General features: G+C 61.4%; 37 protein-coding genes and 1 pseudogene. 32 read left to right on the forward strand and 6 right to left on the reverse strand.

The window, feature by feature from the left end:
* The 29 genes and pseudogenes from tuf to ACEW8Q_RS07785 form a co-directional block, all read left to right on the forward strand.
* Positions 1 to 145, forward strand: a pseudogene (gene tuf, locus ACEW8Q_RS07645) (elongation factor Tu); the annotation flags it as partial.
* Positions 146 to 159: 14 nt separating this feature from the next.
* Complete coding sequence (gene rpsJ / locus ACEW8Q_RS07650; protein WP_373503459.1) at positions 160 to 468, forward strand: 30S ribosomal protein S10; 309 nt, start codon at positions 160 to 162, stop codon at positions 466 to 468.
* A 26-nt stretch (positions 469 to 494) separates the two neighbouring features.
* On the forward strand, positions 495 to 1,199 hold the full coding sequence (rplC, locus tag ACEW8Q_RS07655; protein WP_373503460.1) for a 50S ribosomal protein L3: 705 nt from the start codon (positions 495 to 497) through the stop codon (positions 1,197 to 1,199).
* Positions 1,200 to 1,211: 12 nt separating this feature from the next.
* Entirely contained in the window at positions 1,212 to 1,829 is a 618-nt protein-coding gene (rplD, locus tag ACEW8Q_RS07660; RefSeq protein ID WP_373503461.1) for a 50S ribosomal protein L4, read from the forward strand.
* Positions 1,826 to 2,119: a 50S ribosomal protein L23 gene (locus tag ACEW8Q_RS07665; RefSeq protein ID WP_373503462.1), complete on the forward strand. Its 294-nt coding sequence runs from the start codon at positions 1,826 to 1,828 to the stop codon at positions 2,117 to 2,119. Before rplD ends, ACEW8Q_RS07665 begins: the two co-directional genes overlap by 4 nt.
* A 16-nt stretch (positions 2,120 to 2,135) precedes the next feature.
* Positions 2,136 to 2,966: a 50S ribosomal protein L2 gene (gene rplB, locus ACEW8Q_RS07670; protein ID WP_373503463.1), complete on the forward strand. Its 831-nt coding sequence runs from the start codon at positions 2,136 to 2,138 to the stop codon at positions 2,964 to 2,966.
* 10 nt (positions 2,967 to 2,976) lie between these two features.
* Complete coding sequence (rpsS, locus tag ACEW8Q_RS07675) at positions 2,977 to 3,261, forward strand: 30S ribosomal protein S19 (protein ID WP_373503464.1); 285 nt, start codon at positions 2,977 to 2,979, stop codon at positions 3,259 to 3,261.
* Positions 3,262 to 3,264: 3 nt separating this feature from the next.
* Positions 3,265 to 3,657 carry a 50S ribosomal protein L22 gene (gene rplV, locus ACEW8Q_RS07680; RefSeq protein ID WP_373503465.1) on the forward strand — a complete coding sequence of 131 codons (393 nt, stop codon included), beginning with the start codon at positions 3,265 to 3,267 and terminating at the stop codon, positions 3,655 to 3,657.
* On the forward strand, positions 3,657 to 4,370 hold the full coding sequence (rpsC, locus tag ACEW8Q_RS07685) for a 30S ribosomal protein S3 (protein WP_373503466.1): 714 nt from the start codon (positions 3,657 to 3,659) through the stop codon (positions 4,368 to 4,370). The genes rplV and rpsC overlap by 1 nt, the downstream gene beginning before the upstream one ends.
* 19 nt (positions 4,371 to 4,389) lie before the next feature.
* On the forward strand, positions 4,390 to 4,803 hold the full coding sequence (gene rplP / locus ACEW8Q_RS07690; RefSeq protein ID WP_373503467.1) for a 50S ribosomal protein L16: 414 nt from the start codon (positions 4,390 to 4,392) through the stop codon (positions 4,801 to 4,803).
* 13 nt (positions 4,804 to 4,816) lie between these two features.
* Positions 4,817 to 5,011 (forward strand): 50S ribosomal protein L29, encoded by a 195-nt coding sequence (gene rpmC, locus ACEW8Q_RS07695; RefSeq protein ID WP_373503468.1) that lies wholly within the window; start codon positions 4,817 to 4,819, stop codon positions 5,009 to 5,011.
* 11 nt (positions 5,012 to 5,022) lie between these two features.
* A complete protein-coding gene (gene rpsQ, locus ACEW8Q_RS07700; protein ID WP_373503469.1) occupies positions 5,023 to 5,271 on the forward strand; it encodes a 30S ribosomal protein S17 in 249 nt (82 codons plus the stop codon).
* 44 nt (positions 5,272 to 5,315) lie between these two features.
* Positions 5,316 to 5,684: a 50S ribosomal protein L14 gene (gene rplN / locus ACEW8Q_RS07705; protein ID WP_373503470.1), complete on the forward strand. Its 369-nt coding sequence runs from the start codon at positions 5,316 to 5,318 to the stop codon at positions 5,682 to 5,684.
* A complete protein-coding gene (rplX, locus tag ACEW8Q_RS07710; protein WP_373503471.1) occupies positions 5,684 to 6,007 on the forward strand; it encodes a 50S ribosomal protein L24 in 324 nt (107 codons plus the stop codon). The genes rplN and rplX overlap by 1 nt, the downstream gene beginning before the upstream one ends.
* Positions 6,000 to 6,701 (forward strand): 50S ribosomal protein L5, encoded by a 702-nt coding sequence (gene rplE, locus ACEW8Q_RS07715; RefSeq protein WP_373503472.1) that lies wholly within the window; start codon positions 6,000 to 6,002, stop codon positions 6,699 to 6,701. The genes rplX and rplE overlap by 8 nt, the downstream gene beginning before the upstream one ends.
* 39 nt (positions 6,702 to 6,740) lie before the next feature.
* Entirely contained in the window at positions 6,741 to 7,046 is a 306-nt protein-coding gene (gene rpsN / locus ACEW8Q_RS07720) for a 30S ribosomal protein S14 (protein ID WP_373503473.1), read from the forward strand.
* A gap of 25 nt (positions 7,047 to 7,071) precedes the next feature.
* Positions 7,072 to 7,470, forward strand: a complete 399-nt coding sequence (gene rpsH, locus ACEW8Q_RS07725) for a 30S ribosomal protein S8 (protein ID WP_373503474.1) — start codon at positions 7,072 to 7,074, stop codon at positions 7,468 to 7,470.
* A 10-nt stretch (positions 7,471 to 7,480) separates the two neighbouring features.
* Positions 7,481 to 8,014 (forward strand): 50S ribosomal protein L6, encoded by a 534-nt coding sequence (gene rplF / locus ACEW8Q_RS07730; RefSeq protein ID WP_373503475.1) that lies wholly within the window; start codon positions 7,481 to 7,483, stop codon positions 8,012 to 8,014.
* Between the two features lie 6 nt (positions 8,015 to 8,020).
* Positions 8,021 to 8,383, forward strand: coding sequence for a 50S ribosomal protein L18 (gene rplR / locus ACEW8Q_RS07735; protein ID WP_373503476.1), 363 nt, complete (start codon positions 8,021 to 8,023; stop codon positions 8,381 to 8,383).
* 33 nt (positions 8,384 to 8,416) lie between these two features.
* Positions 8,417 to 8,989 carry a 30S ribosomal protein S5 gene (rpsE, locus tag ACEW8Q_RS07740; protein WP_373503477.1) on the forward strand — a complete coding sequence of 191 codons (573 nt, stop codon included), beginning with the start codon at positions 8,417 to 8,419 and terminating at the stop codon, positions 8,987 to 8,989.
* Between the two features lie 16 nt (positions 8,990 to 9,005).
* On the forward strand, positions 9,006 to 9,194 hold the full coding sequence (rpmD, locus tag ACEW8Q_RS07745) for a 50S ribosomal protein L30 (RefSeq protein ID WP_373503478.1): 189 nt from the start codon (positions 9,006 to 9,008) through the stop codon (positions 9,192 to 9,194).
* A 12-nt stretch (positions 9,195 to 9,206) separates the two neighbouring features.
* Complete coding sequence (gene rplO / locus ACEW8Q_RS07750) at positions 9,207 to 9,692, forward strand: 50S ribosomal protein L15 (protein ID WP_373503479.1); 486 nt, start codon at positions 9,207 to 9,209, stop codon at positions 9,690 to 9,692.
* 62 nt (positions 9,693 to 9,754) lie between these two features.
* Entirely contained in the window at positions 9,755 to 11,086 is a 1,332-nt protein-coding gene (gene secY, locus ACEW8Q_RS07755) for a preprotein translocase subunit SecY (RefSeq protein ID WP_373503480.1), read from the forward strand.
* Positions 11,083 to 11,733: an adenylate kinase gene (locus ACEW8Q_RS07760; RefSeq protein WP_373503481.1), complete on the forward strand. Its 651-nt coding sequence runs from the start codon at positions 11,083 to 11,085 to the stop codon at positions 11,731 to 11,733. The genes secY and ACEW8Q_RS07760 overlap by 4 nt, the downstream gene beginning before the upstream one ends.
* A 203-nt stretch (positions 11,734 to 11,936) precedes the next feature.
* Positions 11,937 to 12,305, forward strand: a complete 369-nt coding sequence (gene rpsM, locus ACEW8Q_RS07765; RefSeq protein ID WP_373503482.1) for a 30S ribosomal protein S13 — start codon at positions 11,937 to 11,939, stop codon at positions 12,303 to 12,305.
* 13 nt (positions 12,306 to 12,318) lie between these two features.
* A complete protein-coding gene (gene rpsK / locus ACEW8Q_RS07770) occupies positions 12,319 to 12,708 on the forward strand; it encodes a 30S ribosomal protein S11 (RefSeq protein WP_373503483.1) in 390 nt (129 codons plus the stop codon).
* A gap of 100 nt (positions 12,709 to 12,808) precedes the next feature.
* Positions 12,809 to 13,831 (forward strand): DNA-directed RNA polymerase subunit alpha, encoded by a 1,023-nt coding sequence (locus ACEW8Q_RS07775; protein WP_373503484.1) that lies wholly within the window; start codon positions 12,809 to 12,811, stop codon positions 13,829 to 13,831.
* Between the two features lie 51 nt (positions 13,832 to 13,882).
* The gene (gene rplQ / locus ACEW8Q_RS07780; RefSeq protein ID WP_373503485.1) at positions 13,883 to 14,308 is read left to right on the forward strand and encodes a 50S ribosomal protein L17; all 426 of its coding nucleotides are present in this window, start codon (positions 13,883 to 13,885) and stop codon (positions 14,306 to 14,308) included.
* Between the two features lie 226 nt (positions 14,309 to 14,534).
* Complete coding sequence (locus tag ACEW8Q_RS07785) at positions 14,535 to 15,206, forward strand: helix-turn-helix transcriptional regulator (RefSeq protein ID WP_373503486.1); 672 nt, start codon at positions 14,535 to 14,537, stop codon at positions 15,204 to 15,206.
* A 55-nt stretch (positions 15,207 to 15,261) separates the two neighbouring features.
* Here the strand turns inward: ACEW8Q_RS07785 and ACEW8Q_RS07790 are convergent, their stop codons facing one another.
* Complete coding sequence (locus ACEW8Q_RS07790; protein ID WP_373503487.1) at positions 15,262 to 16,446, reverse strand: hypothetical protein; 1,185 nt, start codon at positions 16,444 to 16,446, stop codon at positions 15,262 to 15,264.
* Between the two features lie 133 nt (positions 16,447 to 16,579).
* Here ACEW8Q_RS07790 and ACEW8Q_RS07795 point away from each other — a divergent pair, with 133 nt between their 5' ends.
* The 3 genes from ACEW8Q_RS07795 to ACEW8Q_RS07805 are packed head-to-tail and all read left to right on the forward strand — an operon-like array spanning position 16,580 to position 19,763.
* Entirely contained in the window at positions 16,580 to 17,017 is a 438-nt protein-coding gene (locus ACEW8Q_RS07795) for an Lrp/AsnC family transcriptional regulator (RefSeq protein ID WP_373503488.1), read from the forward strand.
* A 29-nt stretch (positions 17,018 to 17,046) separates the two neighbouring features.
* Positions 17,047 to 18,453 carry a DegQ family serine endoprotease gene (locus tag ACEW8Q_RS07800; RefSeq protein WP_373503489.1) on the forward strand — a complete coding sequence of 469 codons (1,407 nt, stop codon included), beginning with the start codon at positions 17,047 to 17,049 and terminating at the stop codon, positions 18,451 to 18,453.
* Positions 18,453 to 19,763: a replication-associated recombination protein A gene (locus ACEW8Q_RS07805; RefSeq protein ID WP_373503490.1), complete on the forward strand. Its 1,311-nt coding sequence runs from the start codon at positions 18,453 to 18,455 to the stop codon at positions 19,761 to 19,763. Before ACEW8Q_RS07800 ends, ACEW8Q_RS07805 begins: the two co-directional genes overlap by 1 nt.
* A gap of 14 nt (positions 19,764 to 19,777) precedes the next feature.
* On the opposite strand, the gene ACEW8Q_RS07810 is transcribed toward ACEW8Q_RS07805, so the two are convergent.
* From ACEW8Q_RS07810 to uvrA, 5 genes are all read right to left on the reverse strand, one after another.
* Positions 19,778 to 20,209, reverse strand: coding sequence for a VOC family protein (locus ACEW8Q_RS07810; protein WP_373503491.1), 432 nt, complete (start codon positions 20,207 to 20,209; stop codon positions 19,778 to 19,780).
* The gene (locus ACEW8Q_RS07815) at positions 20,203 to 20,901 is read right to left on the reverse strand and encodes an SDR family NAD(P)-dependent oxidoreductase (protein WP_373503492.1); all 699 of its coding nucleotides are present in this window, start codon (positions 20,899 to 20,901) and stop codon (positions 20,203 to 20,205) included. Before ACEW8Q_RS07815 ends, ACEW8Q_RS07810 begins: the two co-directional genes overlap by 7 nt.
* 74 nt (positions 20,902 to 20,975) lie before the next feature.
* Complete coding sequence (locus ACEW8Q_RS07820; RefSeq protein ID WP_373503493.1) at positions 20,976 to 21,377, reverse strand: DoxX family protein; 402 nt, start codon at positions 21,375 to 21,377, stop codon at positions 20,976 to 20,978.
* Between the two features lie 112 nt (positions 21,378 to 21,489).
* Positions 21,490 to 21,966 (reverse strand): gamma-glutamylcyclotransferase family protein, encoded by a 477-nt coding sequence (locus tag ACEW8Q_RS07825; RefSeq protein ID WP_373503494.1) that lies wholly within the window; start codon positions 21,964 to 21,966, stop codon positions 21,490 to 21,492.
* A gap of 7 nt (positions 21,967 to 21,973) precedes the next feature.
* Positions 21,974 to 24,895, reverse strand: a complete 2,922-nt coding sequence (uvrA, locus tag ACEW8Q_RS07830; RefSeq protein WP_373503495.1) for an excinuclease ABC subunit UvrA — start codon at positions 24,893 to 24,895, stop codon at positions 21,974 to 21,976.
* Between the last annotated feature and the right edge of the window lie 35 nt (positions 24,896 to 24,930).

Raw genomic sequence — 24,930 nt, forward strand, 5'->3', positions numbered from 1 at the left:
CACGGAAATGGTGATGCCTGGCGACAACATCTCGTTTGCCGTCGAGCTGATCACGCCGATCGCGATGGAAGAAAAGCTGCGCTTCGCCATCCGCGAAGGCGGCCGCACCGTCGGCGCCGGCGTCGTCGCCAAGATCACGGATTGAGGGCGGACACGAACATGCAACGTCAGAACATCCGTATCCGTCTGAAGGCCTTCGATCATCGCATTCTCGACTTGTCGACGCGCGAGATCGTGAACACGGCCAAGCGGACGGGCGCACAGATCAAGGGCCCGGTGCCCCTGCCGACCAGGATCGAGCGGTTCACGGTGAACCGTTCGCCCCATGTCGACAAGAAGAGCCGCGAGCAGTTCGAAATGCGGACTCACCGCCGCCTGCTCGATATCGTGGATCCGACCCCGCAGACCGTCGACGCTTTGATGAAGCTCGATCTGGCCGCTGGTGTCGATGTTGAAATCAAGCTCTGATTTCAGAGCTTTGAAGGAGTGAAGCGATGCGTTCTGGTCTCATCGCACAGAAGCTGGGCATGACCCGCATCTACACGGACGAGGGGACGGTTGTTCCCGTGACCGTGTTGAAGGTCGACAACTGTCAGGTCGTTGCTCAGAAGACGAGCGACAAGGATGGTTACACTGCCCTGCAGCTTGGTGCTGGCGTTCCGAAGATCAAGCGGCTGACGAAGGCCGAGCGTGGACACTTTGCGGTGGCCAAGGTCGAGCCGAAGCGGAAGCTCAAGGAATTCCGCGTCTCCCCGGATAACGTTATTCCGGTTGGCGCCGAAATCACGGTCGAGCATTTCGTGCCTGGCCAGTTCGTCGATGTCACCGCGACCTCGATGGGTAAGGGTTTTGCCGGCGGCATGAAGCGCTGGAACTTCCGCGGTCTGCGCGCCACACACGGCGTGTCGGTCAGCCACCGTTCCATCGGTTCGACTGGTAACCGTCAGGATCCCGGCAAGGTCTTCAAGAACAAGAAGATGCCTGGCCACTTGGGTTCCGAGACGGTGACCACGCAGAACATCGTGGTTGTGAAGACCGACGCCGGCCGTGGCCTGATCCTGGTCAAGGGCTCGGTTCCGGGTGTCAAGGGTGCGTGGGTTTCCGTGCGCGATGCGGTGAAGCGCAAGCTTCCCGACGCTGCGCCGAAGCCGGGCGCCTTCAAGATGCCGGACGCCGCAGCGGCACCGGCAGCAGAGTAAGGGTTGACGGACATGAAAGCCGACATTCAAACCATAGAGGCGAAGGCCGCAGGCTCGATCGAGCTCGCGGACCACATCTTCGGCCTCGAACCGCGCAGCGACATCATTCACCGCGTGATCCAGTGGCAGCTGAACAAGCGTCAGCAGGGTACGCACCAGGCGAAGTCGCGTGGCGAAATCAGCCGCACGACGAAGAAGCTCGGTCCCCAGAAGGGTTCGGGCGGCGCTCGCCACGGTTCGCGCAAGGCCGGCATCTTTGTCGGCGGCGGCAAGGCCTTCGGTCCCCGTTCGCGCAGCCACGAGACATCGCTGAACAAGAAGATCCGCGCTCTGGGCCTCCGCCATGCCATTTCGGCTAAGGTGAAGGATGCATCGCTGCTGATCATCGACAAGGCCGATTGTGACGGCAAGACCAAAACCCTGGTCAAGGCTTTCGAGCAGCTCGGTCTGGTCAATGCGCTTATCATCGATGGCGCCGCTGTGAACGACAGCTTCGCCAAGGCCGCTGCCAACATCCCGAACATCGACGTACTTCCGATCCAGGGCATCAATGTTTACGACATCCTCCGCCGCAGGAAGCTTGTGCTGACCAAGGCGGCCGTTGAAGCGCTGGAGGCGCGGTTCAAGTGAGCAAGGAACACTGGTACGACATCATCAAGAGCCCTGCGATCACCGAAAAGGGAACGCTGGTCTCCGAGCATAACACGATCGTCTTCAACGTGGCGAAGACCGCCACGAAGCCTGAGATCAAGAAGGCCATCGAAGGCCTGTTCGGTGTCAAGGTGAAGGCGGTCAACACGTTGATCCGCAAGGGCAAGCAGCGTCGTTTCAAGGGCCAGTTGGCCATGCTGAGCGACGTAAAGAAAGCCTATGTGACCCTCGAAGAGGGACAGCGGCTCGACGTGACGACGGGCCTCTGAGTGGTGAGATAGAACAATGGCACTCAAAACATTCAATCCGACCAGCGCCGGCCGCCGCCACCTTGTACAGGTCGATCGCAGCCAGCTGTGGAAGGGCAAGCCCGTCAAGGCGCTTGTCGAGGGACTGAGCAAGAACGGCGGCCGTGGCAACACGGGCCGGATCACCACGCGCGGACAAGGCGGCGGCCATAAGCAGGCCTATCGTCTCATCGACTTCCGCCGCACGAAGCATGACGTTTCGGCAGTCGTCGAGCGTCTTGAGTATGATCCGAACCGCACGGCCTTCATCGCCCTCATCAAGTATGCGGACGGCGAGCAGTCCTATATCCTGGCACCGCAGCGCCTCGCCGTTGGCGATACCGACATCTCCGGCAAGTCGGCGGACGTGAAGCCGGGCAATGCGATGCCGCTCGGCGCGATGCCGGTGGGCACCATAGTCCACAACATCGAGACGAAGCCCGGTAAGGGTGGCACGCTGGCACGTTCGGCTGGCACCTACGCCATGGTGGCCGGACGCGACCAGGGCTATGTCCTGCTGAAGCTCAAGTCGGGTGAAACCCGCATGGTCGACGCCACCTGCATGGCGAGCGTCGGTGCGGTGTCGAACCCGGATCACATGAATGAAGTGGTTGGCAAGGCCGGACGCGCCCGCTGGAAGGGCCAGCGCCCGATCTCGCGCGGTATCGCCCGGAACCCGGTCGACCATCCGAACGGTGGCCGTACCAACGGCGGCAAGCACTGGGCAACGCCCTGGGGCAAGCCGACGAAGGGCACCAAGACGCGCAGCAACAAACGGACCCAGAAGTTCGTTGTGCGCTCGCGCCATGACCGCAAGAAGTCGAGTTAAGAGGTAGACCGTGACACGCTCTGTTTGGAAAGGCCCGTTTGTGGACGGGTATCTCCTGAAAAAGGCGGATGCCGCGCGCGGCACTAGTGGCCGCGCTCAGGCTATCAAGACGTGGAGCCGCCGCTCCACGATCCTGCCGCAGTTCGTGGGCCTGACATTCCAGGTCCACAATGGCCACAAGTTCATTCCTGTCCTCGTGTCGGAGGAAATGGTGGGTCACAAACTCGGCGAGTTCGCGCCGACACGGACCTTCCATGGCCACTCCGCCGGCGACAAGAAATCCGGGGGCAAGTAAGCCATGAGCAAGAAAGCACATCCTCGCGCGCTGCCCGACAACGAGGCGAAGGCCGTCACTCGGTCGATCCGCATCTCGCCGCGCAAGCTCAATGACGTCGCTTCGGAAATCCGCGGCATGAAGGTCGACAAGGCGCTCGCCTACCTGACCTTCTCGCGCCGGCGCATCGCCAAGGACATCAAGAAGACGCTCGAGTCGGCGATTGCCAATGCCGAGAACAACCATGATCTCGACATCAACAACCTGATCGTGGCCCAGGCCTGGGTTGGCAAGAACCTAGTGATGAAGCGCTGGATGCCGAATGCCCGCGGCCGCGTGGGTCACATCCAGAAGTTCTTCAGCGAACTGACGATTATCGTCCGCGAAGTGCGTGAAGAGAGCAAGGAGGCCGCCTGATGGGTCAGAAAGTCAATCCGATTGGCCTGCGCCTCGGCATCAACCGCACGTGGGATTCCCGCTGGTTCGCGGGTTCGCGCGAGTACGGCAAGCTCCTTCACGAGGACATCGCGATCCGCGAGTACCTCAAGAAGGAACTGAAGCAGGCTGGCGTTTCCAAGGTGCTGATCGAGCGTCCGCACAAGAAGTGCCGCGTCACGATCTATTCGGCCCGTCCCGGTGTTGTCATCGGCAAGAAGGGCGCGGACATCGAGAAGTTGCGCCGCAAGGTGCAGGACATGACTGGCTCGGAAGTGCATCTCAACATCGTTGAAGTGCGCAAGCCCGAGGTCGACGCAACCCTGGTTGCCGAGAACATCGCCCAGCAGCTCGAACGCCGCGTGGCTTTCCGCCGTGCGATGAAGCGCGCCGTGCAGTCTGCACAGCGGATGGGCGCCGAGGGCATCAAGATCACCTGTTCCGGCCGTCTGGGTGGTGCAGAAATCGCCCGCACCGAATGGTATCGCGAGGGCCGGGTTCCGCTGCACACGCTTCGTGCGGATGTGGACTACGGCACGTCGACCGCCTTCACGACCTACGGCACCAACGGTGTCAAGGTCTGGATTTTCAAGGGCGAGATCCTCGAGCACGATCCGATGGCGCAGGACAAGCGCATGAATGAGCCGCAGGACACCGGGTCCCGTGGCGGCCGCCGCGACCGCGACGCGGCTTGAGGTTTGAGGGTTAGCTAAAATGCTGCAACCAAAGAAGACAAAGTACCGGAAGGCCTTCAAGGGGCGTATTCACGGTAAGTCCACCAGCTGCAACACGCTGGACTTCGGATCGTTCGGCCTCAAGGCTGTCGAGCCGGACCGTCTGACGGCCCGCCAGATCGAGGCGGCCCGCCGTGCTCTTGCCCGTGGCATGAAGCGCGCCGGCCGCATCTGGATTCGGGTGTTCCCGGACGTTCCGGTGTCGAAGAAGCCGGCCGAAGTCCGCATGGGCTCCGGCAAGGGTTCGACCGAGTACTGGGCGGCCCGCGTAAAGCCCGGCCGTGTGCTGTTCGAGGTCGACGGCGTGCCGCGCCAGGTCGCCGAGGAATCGCTGCATCTCGCAGCTGCCAAACTCCCGATCAAGACGCGCTTCGTGGCGCGTCTGGGCGAATAAGAGGGTGACCGCCATGGATATGAAGGACATCCGCGTTCTGACCAAGGACCAGGTCAAGGACGAGATTCTGAAGCTCAAGAAGGAGCAGTTCAATCTGCGCTTCCAGCGGGCGACGGGCCAAGTTGAGAATACCGCGCGCATCCGCCAGATCCGCCGCGACATCGCCCGTCTGAAGACGGCGCAGTCGCAGCAGGCCGCCGCGAAGTAGGAGAGAAGAACATGCCGAAGCGCATCCTGCAGGGCGTCGTGGTGAGCGACAAGAACGAGAAGACCATCGTGGTGCTCGTCGAGCGCCGCCTGCGTCACCCGGTTCTGAAGAAGACCGTGCGTCTTTCGAAGAAGTACCACGCCCACGACGAGAAGAATGAAGCCAAGGCTGGCGATATCGTCCGCATCGAGGAGACGCGCCCGCTGTCGAAGCAGAAGCGCTGGACCCTCGTCGAGAAGGTCGCCGCAGGTCAGGCATAACGAGAACAAGCGGGCTCACGCCCCACGAGTGAACGGGTGATCAGATGATCCAGCAAGAAACAAACCTCGATGTCGCGGACAATTCCGGTGCTCGCCGGGTGCAGTGCATCAAGGTGCTGGGCGGTTCGAAGCGGAAGTATGCCTCTGTCGGCGACATCATCGTGGTGTCGGTGAAGGATGCCATTCCGCGCGGCCGTGTGAAGAAGGGCAGCGTGATGAAGGCTATCGTCGTGCGGACCGCGAAGGACATCCGCCGCGCGGATGGCTCGGTGATCCGGTTCGACCGCAATGCGGCCGTTCTCATCAATGCCCAGGGCGAACCGGTCGGGACCCGTATCTTCGGACCCGTGCCGCGCGAATTGCGCGCCAAGAACCAGATGAAGATTATCTCACTTGCGCCGGAGGTGCTGTGATGGCGGCGAAACTGAAAATCAAGAAGGGTGACAAGGTTGTCGTCACCACCGGCAAGGACAAGGGCAAGCAGGGCGAAGTCGTCCGCATGATCCCCACCGAGAACCGGGCTGTTGTGCGCGGCGTCAATCTCGCCAAGCGCCATCAGAAGCAGACCGCTGCCCAGGAGGGTGGCATCGTCTCGAAGGAAATGCCGATCCATGTGTCGAACCTGGCTCTGCGTGACCCCAAGGACGGCAAGCCCACCCGCGTGGGCTACAAGACTCTGGCTGACGGCAAGAAAGTGCGTGTCGCCAAGCGTTCGGGAGAAGTGATCGATGGCTAAGGAAGAGGCAAAGAAGCCGGCGAAGGCCGCTTCCGCCGGCAAGGACAGCGCCAAGGTGCCTGTCGAGAAGAAGGTGAAGGCCGACAAGTCCGCGCCGAAGGCGGCGACGGTTCAGGAAGCCTTGCCCGCTGACTACGTTCCGCGCCTGCGCAAGCACTATGACGAGGTCGTGCGGCCGAAGCTGGTGCAGGAGTTCGGCTACAAGAACGCCATGCAGGTTCCGAAGATCACCAAGATCGTTCTGAACATGGGTGTCGGCGAAGCGACACAGGACTCGAAGCTGGTGCAGGTTGCCGTCAGCGAACTCGAGAAGATCGCCGGCCAGAAGGTCGTTGTCACCAAGGCCCGCAAGGCCATCGCGCAGTTCAAGATCCGCGAGAACCTGGCGATCGGCGCCAAGGTAACGCTCCGCAAGGTGCGCATGTACGAGTTCCTCGACAGGCTGATCAACATTGCGCTGCCGCGTGTCCGCGACTTCCGCGGCTTGGCCGACAAGAGCTTCGATGGCTATGGCAACTATGCCTTTGGCATCAAGGAACACATCATTTTCCCGGAGATCGATTACGACAAGATCGATCGCGTCTGGGGCATGGACGTCATCATCTGCACGTCGGCGAAGACCGATGCCGAAGCACGTGCTTTGATCGATGCCTTCAACTTCCCGTTCCGCAAGCCCGCCCGCAAGGCGGCGTGAGCGGCATTCGAAACAGATTAAGGCTGAGGTAAAGCCCATATGGCTAAGACGAGCTCGGTAGAGAAGAACAATCGCCGCCGCAAGATGGTGAAGCAGTACGCCGGCAAGCGTGCGAGGCTCAAGGCAATCATTCAGAGCAAGACCGCTCCGATCGAGGAGCGCTTTGCGGCCCAGCTGAAGCTTGCCGAAATGCCGCGGAACTCTGCCAAGACCCGGATCAGGAACCGTTGCGAAGTGACGGGCCGTCCCCGGGCCTACTACCGGAAACTTAAGATGTCGCGTCTGGCGCTTCGCGAGATGTCCAACCAGGGTCTGATCCCTGGCATGGTCAAGTCGAGCTGGTAACAGATACGGACTTCAGGAGAGAAGAATGAGTGTCAATGATCCGATCGGTGACATGCTCACCCGTATCCGGAACGCGCAGCAGCGGGGCAAGACGAAAGTCGGCGTCCCTCACTCGAAGCTGCGCGAGAACGTCCTGAACGTGCTTCAGGGCGAGGGCTTCATCCGTGGCTTTGCCGTGGTGCAGCAGGGTTCCAACAAAGCTGAGATCGAAGTCGAGCTCAAGTACTTCGACGGCGCCCCGGTGATCCGCGAGTTGCAGCGCGTGTCGAAGCCCGGCCGTCGCGTCTATGTGTCGGTATCGACACTCCCTACCGTCTACAACGGTCTTGGCATCTCGATCCTGTCGACGCCGAAGGGCGTCATGTCCGACGCGGATGCGCGAGCCCAGAACGTGGGCGGCGAAGTCCTCTGCACCGTATTCTGAGGTAGCAAAGATGTCTCGTATCGGTAAGAAATCAGTTCCTGTGCCAGCCAGCGTAACCGTGAATCTCGCGGGAAGCAACGTCTCGGTAAAGGGTCCCAAGGGCGAACTCAAGTTCGTGCTCACGGATGCCGTGATCGCGAAGATGGAAGAGGGTGCCGTCAAGGTCGACCCGAAGGACAAGTCCAAGCTGTCGCGCTCGCAGTGGGGCATGTCGCGCACCATGATCTCCAACATGATCACGGGTGTGACGGCGGGCTACACGAAGTCGCTGGAAATCACTGGCGTCGGCTATCGTGCGGCCGTTCAGGGCAAGACCCTGCAGCTGGCACTTGGTTACAGCCACGACATCAACTATCCGATCCCGGAAGGGATCGAGATCAAGACGCCGAAGCCCACGGAGATCGTGGTGTCCGGCATCGACAAGCAGCGCGTCGGCCAGGTGGCCGCCGAGATCCGCGAGTTCCGCGGTCCCGAGCCCTACAAGGGCAAGGGCGTGAAGTACGCTGGCGAATACATCTTCCGCAAGGAAGGCAAGAAGAAGTAACAGGTGATGGCCATGGCAACGAAATCTCAAGGACTCCGCAAGATCCGCGTGCGCAAGGCACTCGCGGCTCGCGGCAAGCTTCGCCCCCGGCTGTCGGTGTTCCGTTCTTCCAAGAACATCTATGCCCAGATCATCGACGACACCAAGGGCGTCACCGTCGCCGCGGCGTCGAGCCTCGAGAAGGATCTCAAGGGCTCGATCAAGACCGGAGCGGACAAGGCGGCGGCGACTGCAATCGGCAAGCTGATTGCCGAGCGCGCCCTCAAGGCCGGTGTCACGGATGTCGTGTTCGACCGCGGCGGATATCTCTACCACGGGCGCGTCAAGGCGCTCGCAGATGCCGCCCGCGAGGGCGGACTGAACTTCTAATTTTCTCCGACGCAAAGATAGGCGGAAAGCAATATGGCTAAAGAACGTTCGGAGCGCGGCGATCGCAAGGACCGCGATAACCGGGAAGACCGCGACAGCGAGTTCATCGACAAGCTCGTCCACATCAACCGCGTCGCCAAGGTGGTGAAGGGCGGCAAGCGCTTCGGCTTTGCTGCACTCGTCGTTGTGGGCGATCAGAAGGGCCGCGTCGGGTTCGGTCATGGCAAGGCGCGTGAAGTGCCGGAAGCTGTGCGGAAGGCCACCGAGTCCGCCAAGCGCGGTCTGATCCGCGTTCCGCTCCGCGAGGGCCGGACGCTGCATCACGACATCGATGGCCGCTGGGGTGCCGGCAAAGTCACGCTCCGCACCGCTCCTCCGGGAACGGGCATCATCGCGGGCGGCCCGATGCGCGCCGTCTTCGAGTCGGTGGGCATGCAGGACGTCGTTGCCAAGTCGAAGGGGTCATCCAACCCCTACAACATGGTTCGCGCCACGTTCGACGCGCTCAAGAAGCAGACTAGCCCCCGTGCAGTCGCCTCGCGCCGTGGTAAGAAGGTGTCTGACGTGCTTCGTCGCACGGGCGGCGCTGCCGCCGTCGCCGAGTAAGTGAAGGAATCTGATCATGGCAAATGAAAAGAAGACCGTCACGCTGAAGCAGGTTGCAAGCCCGCAGCGCCGTCCCGGCGAACAGCGTGCGACGCTCATCGGCCTCGGCCTCAACAAGATGAACAGGATCTCGACGCTGCAGGATACCCCTGCGGTCCGTGGCATGATCGCCAAGGTCGCGCACCTCGTGCGCGTCGTGGAATAAGGATTACCTCCCATGAAGCTCAATGAGATCGCCGACAATCCGGGCGCCAAGCACACCAAGAAGCGTGTTGGCCGCGGCATCGGTTCGGGCCTCGGCAAGACCGCGGGCCGTGGCGGCAAGGGTCAGACGGCCCGCAAGGGCGGCGCAAAGGCAGGCTTCGAAGGCGGCCAGATGCCGATCTATCGCCGTCTCCCGAAGCGCGGCTTCAACAAGCCGAACCAGGTCGACTACAACGAGGTCAACCTGTCGCGCGTGCAGGCTGCGGTCGATGCGAAGAAGCTCGATGCGTCGGCTCCCGTGACCTCCGCGGCACTCGTCGCTGCGGGCGTCATCTCGGCACCGCTCGGTGGCGTGCGTCTTCTCGGCAAGGGCGAAATCAAGTCCAAGCTGAATTTTGAAGTCTATCACGCGACGGCTGGTGCTGTTGCGGCGGTGGAGAAGGCTGGCGGCAGCGTCAAGATGCTGAAGCCGGTCGAAAAGGCTCCCGAGGCCAAGTAAGCTTGCAGGCTCTGGGTGGGGGCCCCACATGAGGGGTCCTGTCTCAGCCCGAGGACGTTAGAATGGCATCTGCCGCGGAACAACTTGCTGCGAACCTGAACTTCGGCGCACTCGCCAAGTCGGAAGACCTGAAGAACCGTATCTGGTTCACGCTTGGTGCGCTGATTGTCTATCGCCTCGGCAGTTACATTCCGATTCCCGGCATCGATGCCGCCGAGCTGGCAAAGTTTGCCGCCCAGAATTCGTCCGGTATTCTCGGCTGGGTGAACAATCTGGCGGGCGGCGCGCTCGGCCGCATGGCCATCTTCGCCCTCAACATCATGCCATACATCTCGGCGTCGATCATCATCCAGCTGATGACGTCCGTGTCGCCTCATCTTGAAGCACTCAAGAAGGAAGGCGAGCAGGGCCGCAAGAAGATCAATCAATACACGCGCTACGGCACGGTGTTCCTTGCTGCACTTCAGTCCTACGGTATCGCCGTCGGCCTCGAGGGGCAGGCGGGCCTGGTTTCCGATCCCGGCATGTTCTTCCGGATTTCAACCGTCATCACGCTGACGGGCGGAACCGTGTTCCTCATGTGGCTGGGCGAACAGATCACGTCGCGCGGCATCGGCAACGGTATTTCGCTCATCATTTTCGCCGGCATCGTGGCGGGGCTTCCCAGTGGCATCGCGGGTCTACTGGAGCTTGGCCGCACCGGTCAGATCTCGACCTTCGTGATCCTCGGCATCATCGTGATGGCGATTGCTGTCATCGCCTTCATCGTGCTGATGGAGCGGGCCCAGCGCCGCCTGCTGATCCAGTATCCGAAGCGCCAGGTCGGCAACAAGATGTTCCAGGGCGAAAGCTCTCACATGCCGCTGAAGCTGAACACATCGGGCGTCATTCCGCCGATCTTCGCGTCGTCGCTTCTGCTGCTGCCGATCACGGTCGCCAATTTCACCAGGGGGCAGGGGCCCGACTGGCTGAACACGCTGACGGCCATGCTTGGCCACGGCCAGCCGCTGTTCCTGTTCTTCTATGCCGTCCTCATCATCTTCTTCGCCTTCTTCTACACCTCCATCATGTTCAACCCGAAGGAGACCGCCGACAACCTGAAGAAGTATGGCGGCTTCATTCCGGGCATCCGGCCCGGCGAACGGACGGCGGAATACATCGACTATGTGCTGACTCGCATTACGCTTATCGGTGCGCTTTACCTGACCCTGGTGTGTTTGCTGCCTGAGTTCCTCATTGGCTACACCGGTGTGCCCTTCTACTTCGGCGGCACGTCGCTGCTGATCGTGGTGAGCGTCACCATGGATACGGTTGCTCAGGTGCAAGGACATCTTCTGGCCCAGCAGTACGAGGGCCTGATCAAGAAGTCCAAGCTCAGGGGTAGCAAACGGTGAACATCATTCTTCTTGGGCCTCCGGGTGCTGGCAAGGGCACCCAGGCCAAGCTTATCGAAGACCGCCACGGCATGAAGCAGCTCTCGACGGGCGACATGCTCAGGGCCGCGGTGGCCGCAGGTACTGAAACCGGCAACAAGGCCAAGGCGATCATGGATCGCGGTGAACTGGTTTCCGACGCCATCGTGGTCGGAATCATCGCGGACCGGCTGGACGCGCCTGATGTGAAGAAGGGCTTCATTCTCGACGGCTTCCCGCGCAACACGGCACAGGCAGAGGCGCTCGATGCCATGCTGTCCGGCAAGGGCCTGAAGCTCGATGCTGTGGTTGAGATGAAGGTGGACGACGAGGCGCTCGTGGAGCGCATCACGGGCCGCTATACCTGCGCCAAGTGCGGCAAGGGCTATCATGACCGGTTCCAGAAGCCGGAGAAATCAGGCGTTTGCGATGTGTGCGGGTCAACCGACTTCACGCGCCGCGCCGATGACAACGAGAAAACGGTCCGTGACCGCCTCGCTGTCTACAACAAGCAGACCGCGCCGCTGGTAGCGTATTATGGCGGGCGCGGAACGCTGAAGTCGATCGATGGTATGGCGGACATCTCTGAGGTGACCCGCCAGATCGAGGACGTGCTGAAAGGCGTTTGAGGCCTGATTATTGCGGAGTCTTGAGGTTGACGCGGAAGCGATTCCCCTCTAGATACTGCCGCAATCTCGGTCGAGGACAGGCTGACTTCAGGGGGAAATACCTCTTGGGGTACGGCCTTGTGCCATTGAAGGCACCCGGCAGAAGCACGAAAACAGATGTGAATTCGACAGATCAAGCTGTTGATACGATTAGGAGAACAGGCGTGGCCCGTATTGCAGGCGTCAACATCCCGACCAACAAGCCCGTGGCGATTTCGCTGCGCTATATCTATGGAATCGGGCCGGTCAACGCGCTCGAGATCTGCGCGAAGACGAAGATCGAGCCGGCAAAGCGCGTCAACGAGCTGTCCGACGCCGAAGTCCTGTCGATCCGCGAAGTGATCGACCGTGACTATATGGTCGAGGGCGACCTCCGTCGTGACGTCTCGATCAACATCAAGCGCCTCATCGATCTCGGCTGCTATCGCGGCCTGCGTCACCGCAAGGGACTTCCCGTCCGCGGCCAGCGCACCCACACCAACGCCCGCACCCGCAAGGGTCCCGCCAAGGCGATTGCAGGCAAGAAGAAGTAAAGGCTGAAAGATCATGGCTAAGGAAGCTGCACGTCCGCGCCGCAAAGAGCGCAAGAACATTTCCTCCGGCGTTGTCCACGTCAATTCGTCGTTCAACAACACGATGATCACGATCACCGATGTCCAGGGCAATGCAATCGTCTGGGCCTCCTCGGGCAAGCTGGGATTCAAGGGTTCGCGCAAATCCACTCCCTATGCGGCCCAGGTCGCGGCGGAGCAGGTTGGCCGCGCTGCCATGGAACACGGCATGCGCACCGTCGAAGTCGAAGTGTCGGGACCGGGCGCTGGCCGCGAGTCGGCTCTGCGTGCTCTTCAGGCTTGTGGCCTGCAGGTCACCTCGATCCGCGACGTGACACCCATTCCGCATAACGGCTGCCGTCCGCCGAAGCGCCGCCGCGTCTGATTACAGTCGCCGGTTCCCGCATTTACGGGAATGACAACATTGTCTTTGTGAAAAAGGGCTCCCCTTGCGGGGAGCCGGATTTTCGACAGGAAACAAACATATGCAAGTGAATCAGAAGAACTGGCAGGAATTGATCCGTCCGTCGAAGCTTGACGTTCAGCCGGGCCGCGACCGCCGCCGCGTCGCTACCTTCGTGGCGGAACCGCTGGAGCGCGGTTTCGGCACCACGCTCGGCAACGCCCTGCGCCGCATCCTGCTGTCTTCGCTTCAGGGCGCAGCGGTGACGTCGGTTCACATCGACGGCGTGCTGCATGAGTTCTCGTCCATTGCCGGCGTCCGCGAGGACGTGACGGACATGATCCTGAACATCAAGGAAATCGCCATTTCCATGCAGTCCGAGGGCCCCAAGCGCCTCATGCTGCGCAAGGAAGGCCCGGGCGTCGTCCGTGCCGGCGACATCCAGACGACTGGTGACATCCACGTCCTGAACCCCGAGCATGTGATCTGCACGCTCGACGAGGGTGCAGAGATCCGCGTCGAGTTCACCGTCAGCACCGGCAAGGGCTATGTCTCCGCCGAGCGCAACCGTCCGGAAGACGCGCCCATCGGCTTGATCCCGATCGATTCGATCTACAGCCCCGTCAAGCGCGTATCGTTCAAGATCGAGAACACCCGCGAGGGTCAGATCCTGGACTATGACAAGCTCATCATGACCGTCGAGACCGATGGTTCCGTGAGCCCCGAGGATTCGGTGGCCTATGCCGCCCGCATTCTTCAGGACCAGCTCTCCGTCTTCATCAACTTCTCGGAACCTTCCAAGGCCATCATCGAGGAAGCCCGTCCCGAGCTCGAGTTCAACGCCGCCCTTCTCAAGAAGGTCGACGAGCTGGAGCTGTCGGTGCGTTCGGCCAACTGCCTGAAGAACGACAACATCGTCTATATCGGCGACCTCATCCAGAAGACCGAGGCGGAAATGCTCCGCACGCCGAACTTCGGCCGCAAGTCGCTGAACGAGATCAAGGAAGTGCTGGCCCAGATGGGTCTGCACCTCGGCATGGAAGTGCAGAACTGGCCGCCCGAGAACATCGAAGAACTCGCGAAGAAATACGAACAACACTATTGAGAACAGCGCGGCGCTCCGTTAAGCGTGCGCCGGTATTGAAGGAGAACGGTTATGCATCATGGTTTCAGGGGACGCCGGTTCAACCGCACGGCGGAGCATCGTCAGGCGATGTTCGCCAATATGTCGGCGGCCCTCATCAAGCATGAGCAGATCATAACTACGCTTCCGAAGGCGAAGGACCTCCGTCCTGTCGTCGAGAAGCTGGTGACGCTGGCCAAGAAGGGTGGGCTTCACGCCCGCCGCCAGGCCATGTCGACGCTCCGCGACGAGACGCAGCTCAAGAAGCTGTTCGACGTTCTCTCGGCGCGCTATGCATCGCGTTCGGGCGGCTACCTCCGCATCATGAAGGCCGGTTTCCGCTACGGTGACTCTGCACCGATGGCTGTCATCGAGTTCGTCGACCGTGACGTCAATGCGCGCGGCCTCGACTCCGGCCCGGTGGAAGCCCGTGAGGAAATGGTCGAAGCCGCCGCCTGATTACGTCTGTAATGGATTGCAGAAAAGGCAGCAGCAATGCTGCCTTTTCTTTTTGTTCGCCATGTTCCGTAAAGTAAGCCGGTTCCAGACAATTCAATCTGCTTACTTGCACGCCGGTTCACGACTGCCCGCTAGCATGACACCTAAAAAATGGTTAATGCTGATTCACGGGCTGATGACAAACCGCTTCGACATATTCAACGCTTCCCTGTCTCCATTCGCAAGCATGAGCGAGTCGGGGGCCTTTCTGCAGTCCGCGCGGGACAGATTTGGCGTACTCAACCTGTCCTACTGGTTCCTGGGCGCATCGCCGGAACTTCCGGATCGCATGACCTGGCTCTCCACCTATGACGAGAGCTACATGGCGATCTACATGCGGGACTACACCCCGCTGAAAGACAAGGCATTCCAGATCTGTTTCCAGCGCCTTCTTCCGCTGGACTGGGATGAGGTGAGAAGTACTGAGCAGAGTGTTCAGGACATTCACGACGTGGCCGAGCAATATGGCGTGGGCCGCCATGGCATTTCGATTCCCATCCGCGATCCGGGTGTGGGCGACGCCATGTTTTCCATCAATTTCGAATGCGAGGACCGTCACTGGCTCGAAGTCCGCCAGCAACTGGTCAACAACATCCATCTCTTTGCGCACTACTATCATCTGCGGATGAAGGGCGTGATCGCGGCGCGTCCGGTCACTGCGGAGTTCGATCTCAGCCCCCGTGAGCGCGAAGTCCTGAGGTGGGCGGCTGACGGCAAGACGGCCTGGGAAACGGCTCAGTTGATCGGTGTCAGCGAACGCGCCATACGGCTTTACACCGAGAACGCGATGAACAAGCTCCGCGCCAAGACGAAGACTCAGGCCGTCGCCATCGCGATGAAGAACGCCATCCTGCACTGACGGTGGGATGATCGGGGCTTCTCATGGCAGCCCGGATCGTCCGCAAGACAGGTGTTCAGCCGTTGAAGACCGAACTCACCGGCATCACGGCATGGGCACCATAACCATTGAACATCGTGGACGTGGCAACACCATAGGCGCCGAGCGTTCCGAACTCGATGAAGTCCTCGTCGCGGATGTCCATCGGCAATTCGAGCTTCGCAGGCAATACGTCGAGCGGGTCGCAAGTGGGACCGAACACCTTCCACGGCTTGGTGGCGCCGTCCAGCACGCGTCCATCACGGATCACCCGATAGGGCGGCTGCAGCTCCGGCACCTGCATGAATTCCATGAGGCCGCCATAGACGCCATCATTGATGAAGATGTCGTCGCCATCGGTGCAGACGAGCTTGACCCGGGTGAGCAGCGACATGCAATTGGCGACAAGCCCGCGGCCCGGCTCGCATTCGAGTTCGGGTTCCGTGCCATTGCCGAAGTAGCGGGTCACGGCTTCGCCGATGGCGGTGAAGAAGTGGTCGAGAGGCGCGGGCTTGCTCAGGGGATAGCGCGCCGGAAAACCGCCGCCGACATTGAGCTTGCCCACATGCACGCCGGCCGCCTTCGCGATCCGGTGCGCGGCCTCGATGTGGCGGACATAGACCTGCGGATCGCGCGATTGCGAACCCGGATGGAACGTGAGCACCGGCACGAAGCCGCGGCGGTTGATATCCTGCAGCAGTTCGATAGCAATGTGTTCGGGCGCGCCGAACTTTGTCGAGAAGTCATGCGCCGAAGACGTGCGCTCACGCGGGAGCACGAAGCGCACGGCCAGTTCCACCGAGCGGTCCGCGCCCACGATGTCGGCGATCTTCTTCACTTCCTCGCGCGCATCGACGGCAAAGCGCCGGCAGCCGTGGATGTGATAGGCATCCGAAATCTCGCGGCGCGACTTTACCGGGTTATGATAGTGAAAATGGGCATGATCCGAGATCGAGTTCACCAACGCCATCTCGTGAACCGAGGCGACGTCCCAGTGCGCGAGGCCAGCCTCGGCCAGCGTTTTCACGACTTCCCGTGATGGGTTGGATTTCACCGCGAAGCTCACCGTTCCCGGAAAGCCGTCAGTGAAGAGCGCCAGCCTGGCCCGCAGTGCATCCGCGCTGAAGCAGAACGCGGCCTCTTCGGGCAGCATCGACTGGGACACTGCGATGGCGTCGGCGGCAAGCGGTGCGGGAACGACGTTCAGGGCGGTGCGGGACATTTTATCCTCCGATCGGCAGAAGCGATATGAGTTGGGTGACATAACGTGCGCGGCGGTTGGTTTACACACGGCATTATGCTGAAATATGACGGTTGAGTCGTCGCTCTGACGGTCGAGGACAGCGTTTCGCCGAATGGTGCAAATTACCCCCAAGGACGAGGAACTGATAGCACTCCTCAAGGTCGATTCACGCGAACCCGTGGCGGCGCTGGCGCGCAAGCTTGGCCTGTCTCGTACCACGGTTCAGGATCGCCTGAGGCGGCTGGAAGAGTCCGGTGTCATCGCCGCCTATTCGATCAAGCTCTCGCGCGAAATGGAACTGGGCGGCATGCGCGCCTATGTGACCCTCTCCGTGGAGCCGCGCCGCCAGGTGGAAGTGGCCCGCATGCTCGCGCGCTTTCCACAGATCGAGACATTGCATACGCTGAGCGGCAAGTTCGACCTGATCGCTCAGGTGAAGACCACATCGTCGGAGGCCATGGACCGCCTCATCGATGAAATGGGGCAGATGCCCGGAATTACCCGTATAGAAACATCGGTCATCTTGTCGACAAAGCTTGATCGCAGATAGGCGCGGAAAAGCGCCCCAAGAGGATGAACATGCGTATCGTCACAGCCCTACTGTCCGCCATTCTTCTGGCCGCAGCCAGCCCATCGTCCATGGCGGACAAGGCAGTTCCGCAGTCGCAGGCGGACGTTCAACTCTCCTTCGCGCCCATCGTGAAACGCACCGCGCCCGCTGTCGTCAACGTCTATTCCCAGCGCCGGGCGGCCAGCCGCGAGGATCGCAACCGCTACTTCGAAGACCCTTTCTTCCGCCGTTTCTTCGGCAATGACGGCTCCTTCGGGCGTCCGCGCGAGCGTGTTCAGAACTCGCTTGGGTCCGGCGTCATCGTCGATCCCGCGGGGCTGATCGTCACCAACAACCACGTGATTGCCGGCGGTACCGACATCACGGTGGTGCTGGCGGACCGCCGCGAGTTCGAGGCGCGCGTGCTTCTGACCGACGAGCGCACCGACCTGGCCGTGCTCAAGATCGATGTTCCCGACGAAGCGCTTCCGGCATTGACCCTCGGCGACTCCGATGCGCTTGAAGTGGGCGACCTGGTGCTCGCCATTGGCAATCCCTTCGGTGTGGGTCAGACCGTCACCAGCGGCATCGTGTCGGCGCTGGCCCGCACCAAGGTGGGGGTCAGCGACTACCAGTTCTTCGTGCAGACCGATGCCGCCATCAACCCCGGCAACTCGGGTGGCGCTCTTGTGAGCATGTCGGGCGAGCTGATCGGCATCAACACCGCCATCTTCTCGCGCAGCGGCGGGTCCATCGGCATCGGCTTCGCCATTCCGACCAACATGGTGAAGACCGTCGTCGCGACCGCCGAGAGCGGCAGCGCCGCGATCAAGCGGCCGTGGCTGGGTGCTGAACTTCAGGATGTGACGCCGGACATCGCCACGTCGCTTGGCATGGCGAGGCCGGAAGGCGCGCTCATCGTCGATCTTCATCCGCAAAGCCCGCTGACGAAATCCGGGCTGAAGCGCGGCGACGTCATCCTGGCCATCGAAGGAAAGCCCATCGAGAACGCGCAGGAACTTGGCTACCGGGTCGCCACCACCGCAATCGGCGCCAACACCATCGTGGAATATCAGCGCAAGGGCGACCGCCGCGAAACCCAGGTCACCATGGTCGCCGCTCCCGAAACGGTGGACCGCAGCGACACGTTGATCGAAGGCCGCAATCCCTTGGCAGGACTCGTCGCCGCCAATCTGTCTCCAGCGGTCGCGGATGAACTGGGATTGCCCGCGGAGGCCAGCGGCGTTGTCGCGTTGAAGATCGGCAAGGGCCCGGCGCAGCGCTTCTTCAAGCGCGGCGACATCATCCTCGAGGTGAATGGTACGCCCGTCGACAGCGTGGAAACGCTCAACCGGATTCTTGCCGGAGACGAGGGCTTCTGGCGCATCGCCATCAATCGCGGCGGACGCGTCATCAAGCTCGCCGTCGGCGGCTGATGTCCAGTCTCTTCGAGGCGGCAGGCATGGGCAGGGAGGGGCCTCGCCCCCTTGCCGACCGCCTGCGGCCCCAGAAGTTGACGGATGTGGTGGGGCAGGATCATCTGGTCGGCCCGGAAGGCGTCATCACACGGATGCTGGCGGCGGGCCGCATCCCCTCGATCATTTTCTGGGGACCGCCCGGCACCGGCAAGACCACCATCGCGCGGCTTCTGGCGGGTGAGACGGGCCTCGCCTTCGAGCAGATCTCGGCAATTTTCTCGGGCGTCGCCGACCTGAAGAAAGTCTTCGAACAGGCACGGATCAGGCGCGAGCAGGGCCGCGGCACGCTGCTCTTCGTGGATGAAATCCACCGCTTCAACAAGTCCCAGCAGGATTCGTTTCTGCCCAATGTCGAGGACGGCACGATCATCCTCGTCGGCGCCACCACCGAGAATCCGTCCTTCGAGTTGAACGGCGCTCTTCTGTCGCGCGCGCAGGTGCTCGTTCTGAACCGGCTCGATGCCGAGGCGATGACGGCGCTCATCAGGCGAGCGGAAATGTTCGAGCGCCGGGTGTTGCCCGCCGACGAGGCGGCGCGGGAGGCAATGATCGTGATGGCCGATGGTGACGGCCGCTACTTCCTCAACATGCTGGAGGAGGTTTTCGCGACCGTGCCCGAGAGTGGAATGCCGCTCGACCCGGAAGCCTTGTCGCGCACCGTGCAGAAGCGCATGCCGCTTTACGACAAGGCGGCGGACGGTCACTACAACCTCATCTCGGCACTTCATAAATCGGTTCGCGGTTCCGATCCCGATGCCGCGCTCTACTATCTGGCCCGAATGCTTGTCGCCGGAGAAGATCCGCTCTTCATCGTGAGGCGCGTCGTCCGCATGGCGATCGAGGATGTGGGGCTGGCCGATCCGGAGGCCATCCACCAAGCGCTCGCGGCCAAGGAGACTTATGACTTCCTCGGCAGTCCCGAAGGCGAACTGGCGATTGCGCAGGCGGTCGTCTATGTCGCCACCGCGCCGAAGTCGAACGCGCTCTATTCCGCCTACAAGGGTGCCACCGAACGCGCGAAACAGACTGGCTCGCTGATGCCGCCCAAGATCATTCTCAACGCGCCGACGAAACTGATGAAAACCCAGGAATATGGCGCGGGCTATCGCTATGACCATGACCAGCCGGACGCCTTTTCGGGCCAGAACTATTTCCCCGATGGCATGGGCCGCGAGAGGTACTACGATCCCGTCGAGCGCGGTTTCGAGCGAGAGGTGAAACGCCGGCTCGACTACTGGTCGAAGCTCCGCAAGGAGCGGCAAGGCTAGCTCACAAGTCTAACTCAAGGGTTCGGCTGGCCGTTCTCCCAGGTCCTCGAAAAAGCGCAGCAGATAACCGTCCGGACATTGGACGAGGAATTGTCTGTTCCCGAGAAGCACATCGCCAGAGCGATACCAGTCATCCCTGGGTGGGCGGAACAAGGGCCAGGCACTGGCTGCCAGCCGCTCCAGCAGCGGTGCGATGGCCGCAACCTCGATCTGGAGGTTGATGCCTCTTCCATATGGCCGCTCCCCAATGGTCCCGTGAGCCACGGTTCGTCCGGCTGTTCGAGCATCAGTTGTGCCCCGTCCATGTCGAGGTAGGCAAAGCGGTCCTCGGGCCGGTCATAGGCAATCCTGAAGCCGATCACTCCGGAGTAGAAATCAAGACTTGTGGCGAGATCGCTCACCACAAGCTCCGGCACCAGCCGGGCCCATTTTGTGGTCCTCACCACGCGATGGGCTGCCCATCCCGGAAGAAGCCGTTCGTGGGGCCGCCGGGCGAAAGGTGAGCGGCCCACACGATGCCCGAGGCGCCTTCCTCAACACTGCGCGGGGCATTGGAGCCGCCCATGTCGGTCTTCACCCAGCCAGGACAAACCGAATTGACCATGATCCCGCGCGAGCGGAGTTCGAGCGCCAGTGTCCGTGTCAACACGTTCAGCATGGCCTTGGAGGCCCGATAGCCGAAATAGCCGCCGCCCATCTCCTGCAGTCCGCCCATGCCGGATGAGACATTCACGATCCGCCCATCCTGCGCGATATGGGGCACGATGAGCTTCGTCAGGCGCCACGGACCCATTCCATTGATGGTGATGGTATCGAGTACGTCGTCGTCACTGGCGCCCTGCACACTCGACCCGTTGCCGCTCTCGGGCAGAATGCCTGCCGCGTTCACCAGCACGTCGATGGGACCAAGAGATTTCGCCCAGGTTGCGAAGGACTTGATGGACGCCGGCGAGGCCATGTCCAGCACCCGCGACTGGACATCGAAGCCATGGTCCTTCAGCGCCTTCGCGGCCCCTGTCAGCTTCTTCTTGTCGCTTGATCCGATGACGAGGCGATAGCCCAGCCCCCCAAGCTGGCGCGCGGTTTCAAATCCAAGGCCGCGAGAGCCCCCGGTGACGATGGCGAGTGGCGTTCTCATGAATGAGTTCTCCTGTCGAAACGAAAATGGCCGGGACTAGCCCGGCCATCAAGTTGAAAACGTGGAAATCGAGATCAGGCCGTGCGGCGTGCGTCGACGCTCCAGGGGCCCGCACCCTGCGCGGCAAGGTACAGGAAGATGAAGCAGTAGAGGATCGCCAGTTCGCCCTGGTTGATGATGGGGTAGATGGAGGCCGGCGCATGGAACATGAAATAGGCGACCGCCATCATGCCCGAGAGAACGAAGGCCACGGGCCGGGTGAAAAAGCCGATGACGATCAGGATGCCGCCGACGATTTCAATCAGGCCGCCGATGCCGAAGAGCGAGCCCAGCGGCACGCCATCCTTGAACATCTCGACGAAGGGCCACTGGATGAGCTTCGCCGTGCCGTGGGCGAGGAACAGCAGGCCGGTGATGATGCGGAGGAGCGAGAGGATGGGCCCGGACCACGAGGCGGGGATGATGGCGAAGTTCATATGAGGTGTTCTTTCGTTGTTGTTGAAAATGGTAACGACGAAATACACAGATTATCATTCGGTAACAAGAGTAATTACGAAAAAGTGAACCGGATAAAACTTTCGTTAAATATCATATATTTAAATATGAAAGCTCCTTCAGTTTCTTAACGTACCCATCAGGAAGACCATTCTCGGCAGCCCCTGTCAGGATGGTCGAGAGATACTCCGCGCTTGGGCCGTGGACACCTGGCTGTGGTATGGCAGCATAAACATGGCACTGGAGAATCGCCGTTGGTTCCCCATCGACATGAATGCTGAACTCTCGCCGCACATAGCGATTGGCGGCGTCGGGCAGGGATGGATCGTAACCCTCGCGCTTGTCGAGGCTGGCGAGATCGATCCCGCCAAGGCGATAGATGACACCCCAAACGTCCTCGGCAGCCGGCACAATCCCCGCCACCCCGCAGTTCCGCACCGGCGAGTGGCGCGGGAACACCACCCGGTGACCCGGCAGAACACCGATACCCACCTTCACGCTCCCCGGACACCGGCTCCGCATCTGGGCCAGCGACATGTTGGACCCATAGGCAAAATAGAGGTTGCTCAAGCGCGCATCACTCCGCCGCCTCTTTCTTCGCCCGCCTCAGCACGTCCTTGAGATAGTGACCGGTGTAGCTGCGCTTGTCGCGGGCGACGTCTTCCGGCGTTCCGGCCACGACGATTTCGCCACCTCCGTCGCCGCCTTCCGGCCCCAGGTCGATGATCCAGTCTGCGGTCTTGATGACTTCGAGGTTGTGCTCGATGACGACCACCGAATTGCCCTGATCCACCAGCTCATGAAGCACTTCGAGAAGCTTCTTCACGTCATGGAAGTGCAGGCCCGTCGTCGGCTCGTCGAGCAGGTAGAGTGTGCGCCCCGTGGCCCGCCTTGAGAGTTCCTTGGCAAGTTTCACGCGCTGCGCCTCGCCGCCCGAAAGCGTCGTCGCCTGCTGGCCGACCTTGATGTAGCCCAGCCCCACGCGTTCCAGCGTCTCCATCTTGTCGCGCACTGAAGGCACGGCGCGGAAGAAGTCGGCGCCCTCTGACACAGTCATATCAAGGACATCCGCGATGGACTTGTCCTTGAACTTGATCTCCAGCGTCTCGCGGTTGTAGCGGTGGCCGTGGCATTCGTCGCAGGTCACGTAGACATCGGGCAGGAAGTGCATCTCGATCTTGATGACGCCATCGCCCTGGCACGTCTCGCAACGTCCGCCCTTCACGTTGAAGGAGAAGCGCCCCGGCTCATAGCCGCGCGCCTTGGCTTCGGGGAGCCCCGCGAACCAGTCACGGATGGGCGTGAAGGCGCCCGTATAGGTCGCAGGGTTCGAGCGTGGCGTGCGGCCGATGGGGCTCTGGTCGATGTCGATGATCTTGTCGAGAAGTTCCAGCCCCTCGATGCGGTCATGCTCGGCAGGCGCTTCCCGGGTTCCCATGAGTTTGCGCGCGGCGGCCTTGTAGACGGTGTCGATGAGCAGCGTGGACTTGCCGCCGCCCGAAACGCCGGTCACGCAGGTGAAGACGCCCAGCGGAATTTCAGCCGAGACGTTCTTGAGATTGTTGGCGCGAGCACCCTTGACCCGGATCGACCGGCCCTTTTCCCATTTGCGGCGAAGCCCCGGCACGGGCACGGATTGAAGACCGGTGAGATACTGCCCGGTCAGGGACTTCGGGTTTGCCATAACCTCGGCGGGCGTCCCTTGCGCGATGATTTCACCGCCATGAATGCCGGCACCCGGGCCGATGTCGACCACGTAGTCCGCAAGCCGGATCGCATCCTCGTCATGCTCGACCACGATCACCGTGTTGCCGAGGTCACGCAGGTGGACGAGAGTCTCCAGAAGCCTTGCGTTGTCGCGCTGGTGCAGGCCGATCGATGGTTCGTCCAGCACATAGAGAACGCCGGTGAGGCCAGAGCCGATCTGTGAAGCCAGCCTGATGCGCTGGCTCTCACCGCCTGAAAGGGTGCCCGAAGTGCGCGACAGGTTGAGATAGTCCAACCCCACATCGACGAGGAACTGAAGGCGCTCACGGATTTCTTTCAGGATGCGGGCCGCGATCTCCTGATCCTTCGGCTTCAGCTTTGCCAGCAGCGCGCCGAACCAGGCATTCGCCTCGCGGATCGACATGGCCGAGATTTCGCCGATGTGCTTGCGGTCCACCTTGACGGCCAGCGACTGCGGCTTGAGGCGATAGCCGTTGCACGTGCTGCAAGGGTGATCGGACTGGTACTTGGACAGTTCCTCGCGCATCCAGTCGGAATCGGTCTCGCGCCAGCGCCGCTCGATGTTGCCGATGACACCCTCGAAGGGCTTCTTGGTCTTGTAGGCACGGATGCCGTCGTCATAGGTGATGGCGATTTCATCTTCACCCGTGCCAAACAGAACCGCCTCGCGTGCCTTTTTCGGAAGGTCCTTCCACGGCGTCGTCATCGACACCTTGTAGTGCTTGGCCAGCGCCTCGAGCGTTTGGTTGTAATAGGGTGACGTATTGCCGGTCTTGGCCCATGGCAGGATGGCGCCTTCCCGCATCGAGAGGCTTGCATCCGGCACCACCAGTTCGGGCTCGAAATGAAGCTCGGTTCCGAGGCCGTCACACTTGGGGCAGGCGCCGAACGGGTTGTTGAACGAGAACAGCCGCGGCTCGATCTCGTCGATGGTGAAGCCCGATACGGGACAGGCAAAACGCTCGGAGAACAGCAAGCGCTCATGCGTCTCGTTCTTCGACTTGTTGGCGCTGTCCTCGGAGGTTTGCGAGGCGGGCAGGGGCTTGTCGGCAAACTCCGCAACCGCCAATCCGTCAGCAAGTTTCAGCGCCGTTTCGAAACTGTCGGCGAGGCGTGTCGCAATATCGTCCTTCACCACAAGACGATCCACCACCACGTCGATGTCATGCTTGAATTTCTTGTCGAGGGCTGGAACGCTGTCGATCTCGTGGAAATGGCCGTCCACCTTCACGCGGGTGAAGCCCTTCTTCTGAAGTTCGGCCAGTTCCTTGCGGTATTCGCCCTTGCGCCCGCGAACGATGGGCGCAAGCAGATAGAGCCTCGTGCCCTCCGGCAGCGTCATCACGCGGTCGACCATCTGCGTGACCGTCTGGCTCTCGATGGGCAAGCCGGTTGCAGGCGAGTAGGCAACACCGATGCGCGCAAAGAGCAGGCGCATATAGTCGTAGATTTCGGTGACGGTGCCGACCGTGGAGCGCGGGTTGCGGCTGGTCGTCTTCTGCTCGATCGAGATGGCGGGCGACAGGCCGTCGATCTGGTCGACGTCCGGCTTCTGCATCATCTCCAGGAACTGCCGGGCGTAGGCCGAGAGCGATTCCACATAGCGGCGCTGGCCCTCGGCATAGATTGTATCGAAGGCTAGTGATGACTTGCCCGAGCCGGAGAGGCCCGTGAACACGATCAGCTTGTCGCGCGGCAGGTCGATCGAGACATTCTTCAGGTTGTGCTCGCGCGCACCCTGGATGGAGAGAACTTTCTTGTGCTCTGGCATGGCAGTTGACTAGACCAAAAGGAGAACGGGGGCAA

Origin of the sequence: Aestuariivirga sp. (genome assembly GCF_041738905.1) — a bacterium.
In the GTDB taxonomy this organism is placed as follows: Bacteria; Pseudomonadota; Alphaproteobacteria; order Rhizobiales; family Aestuariivirgaceae; genus Aestuariivirga.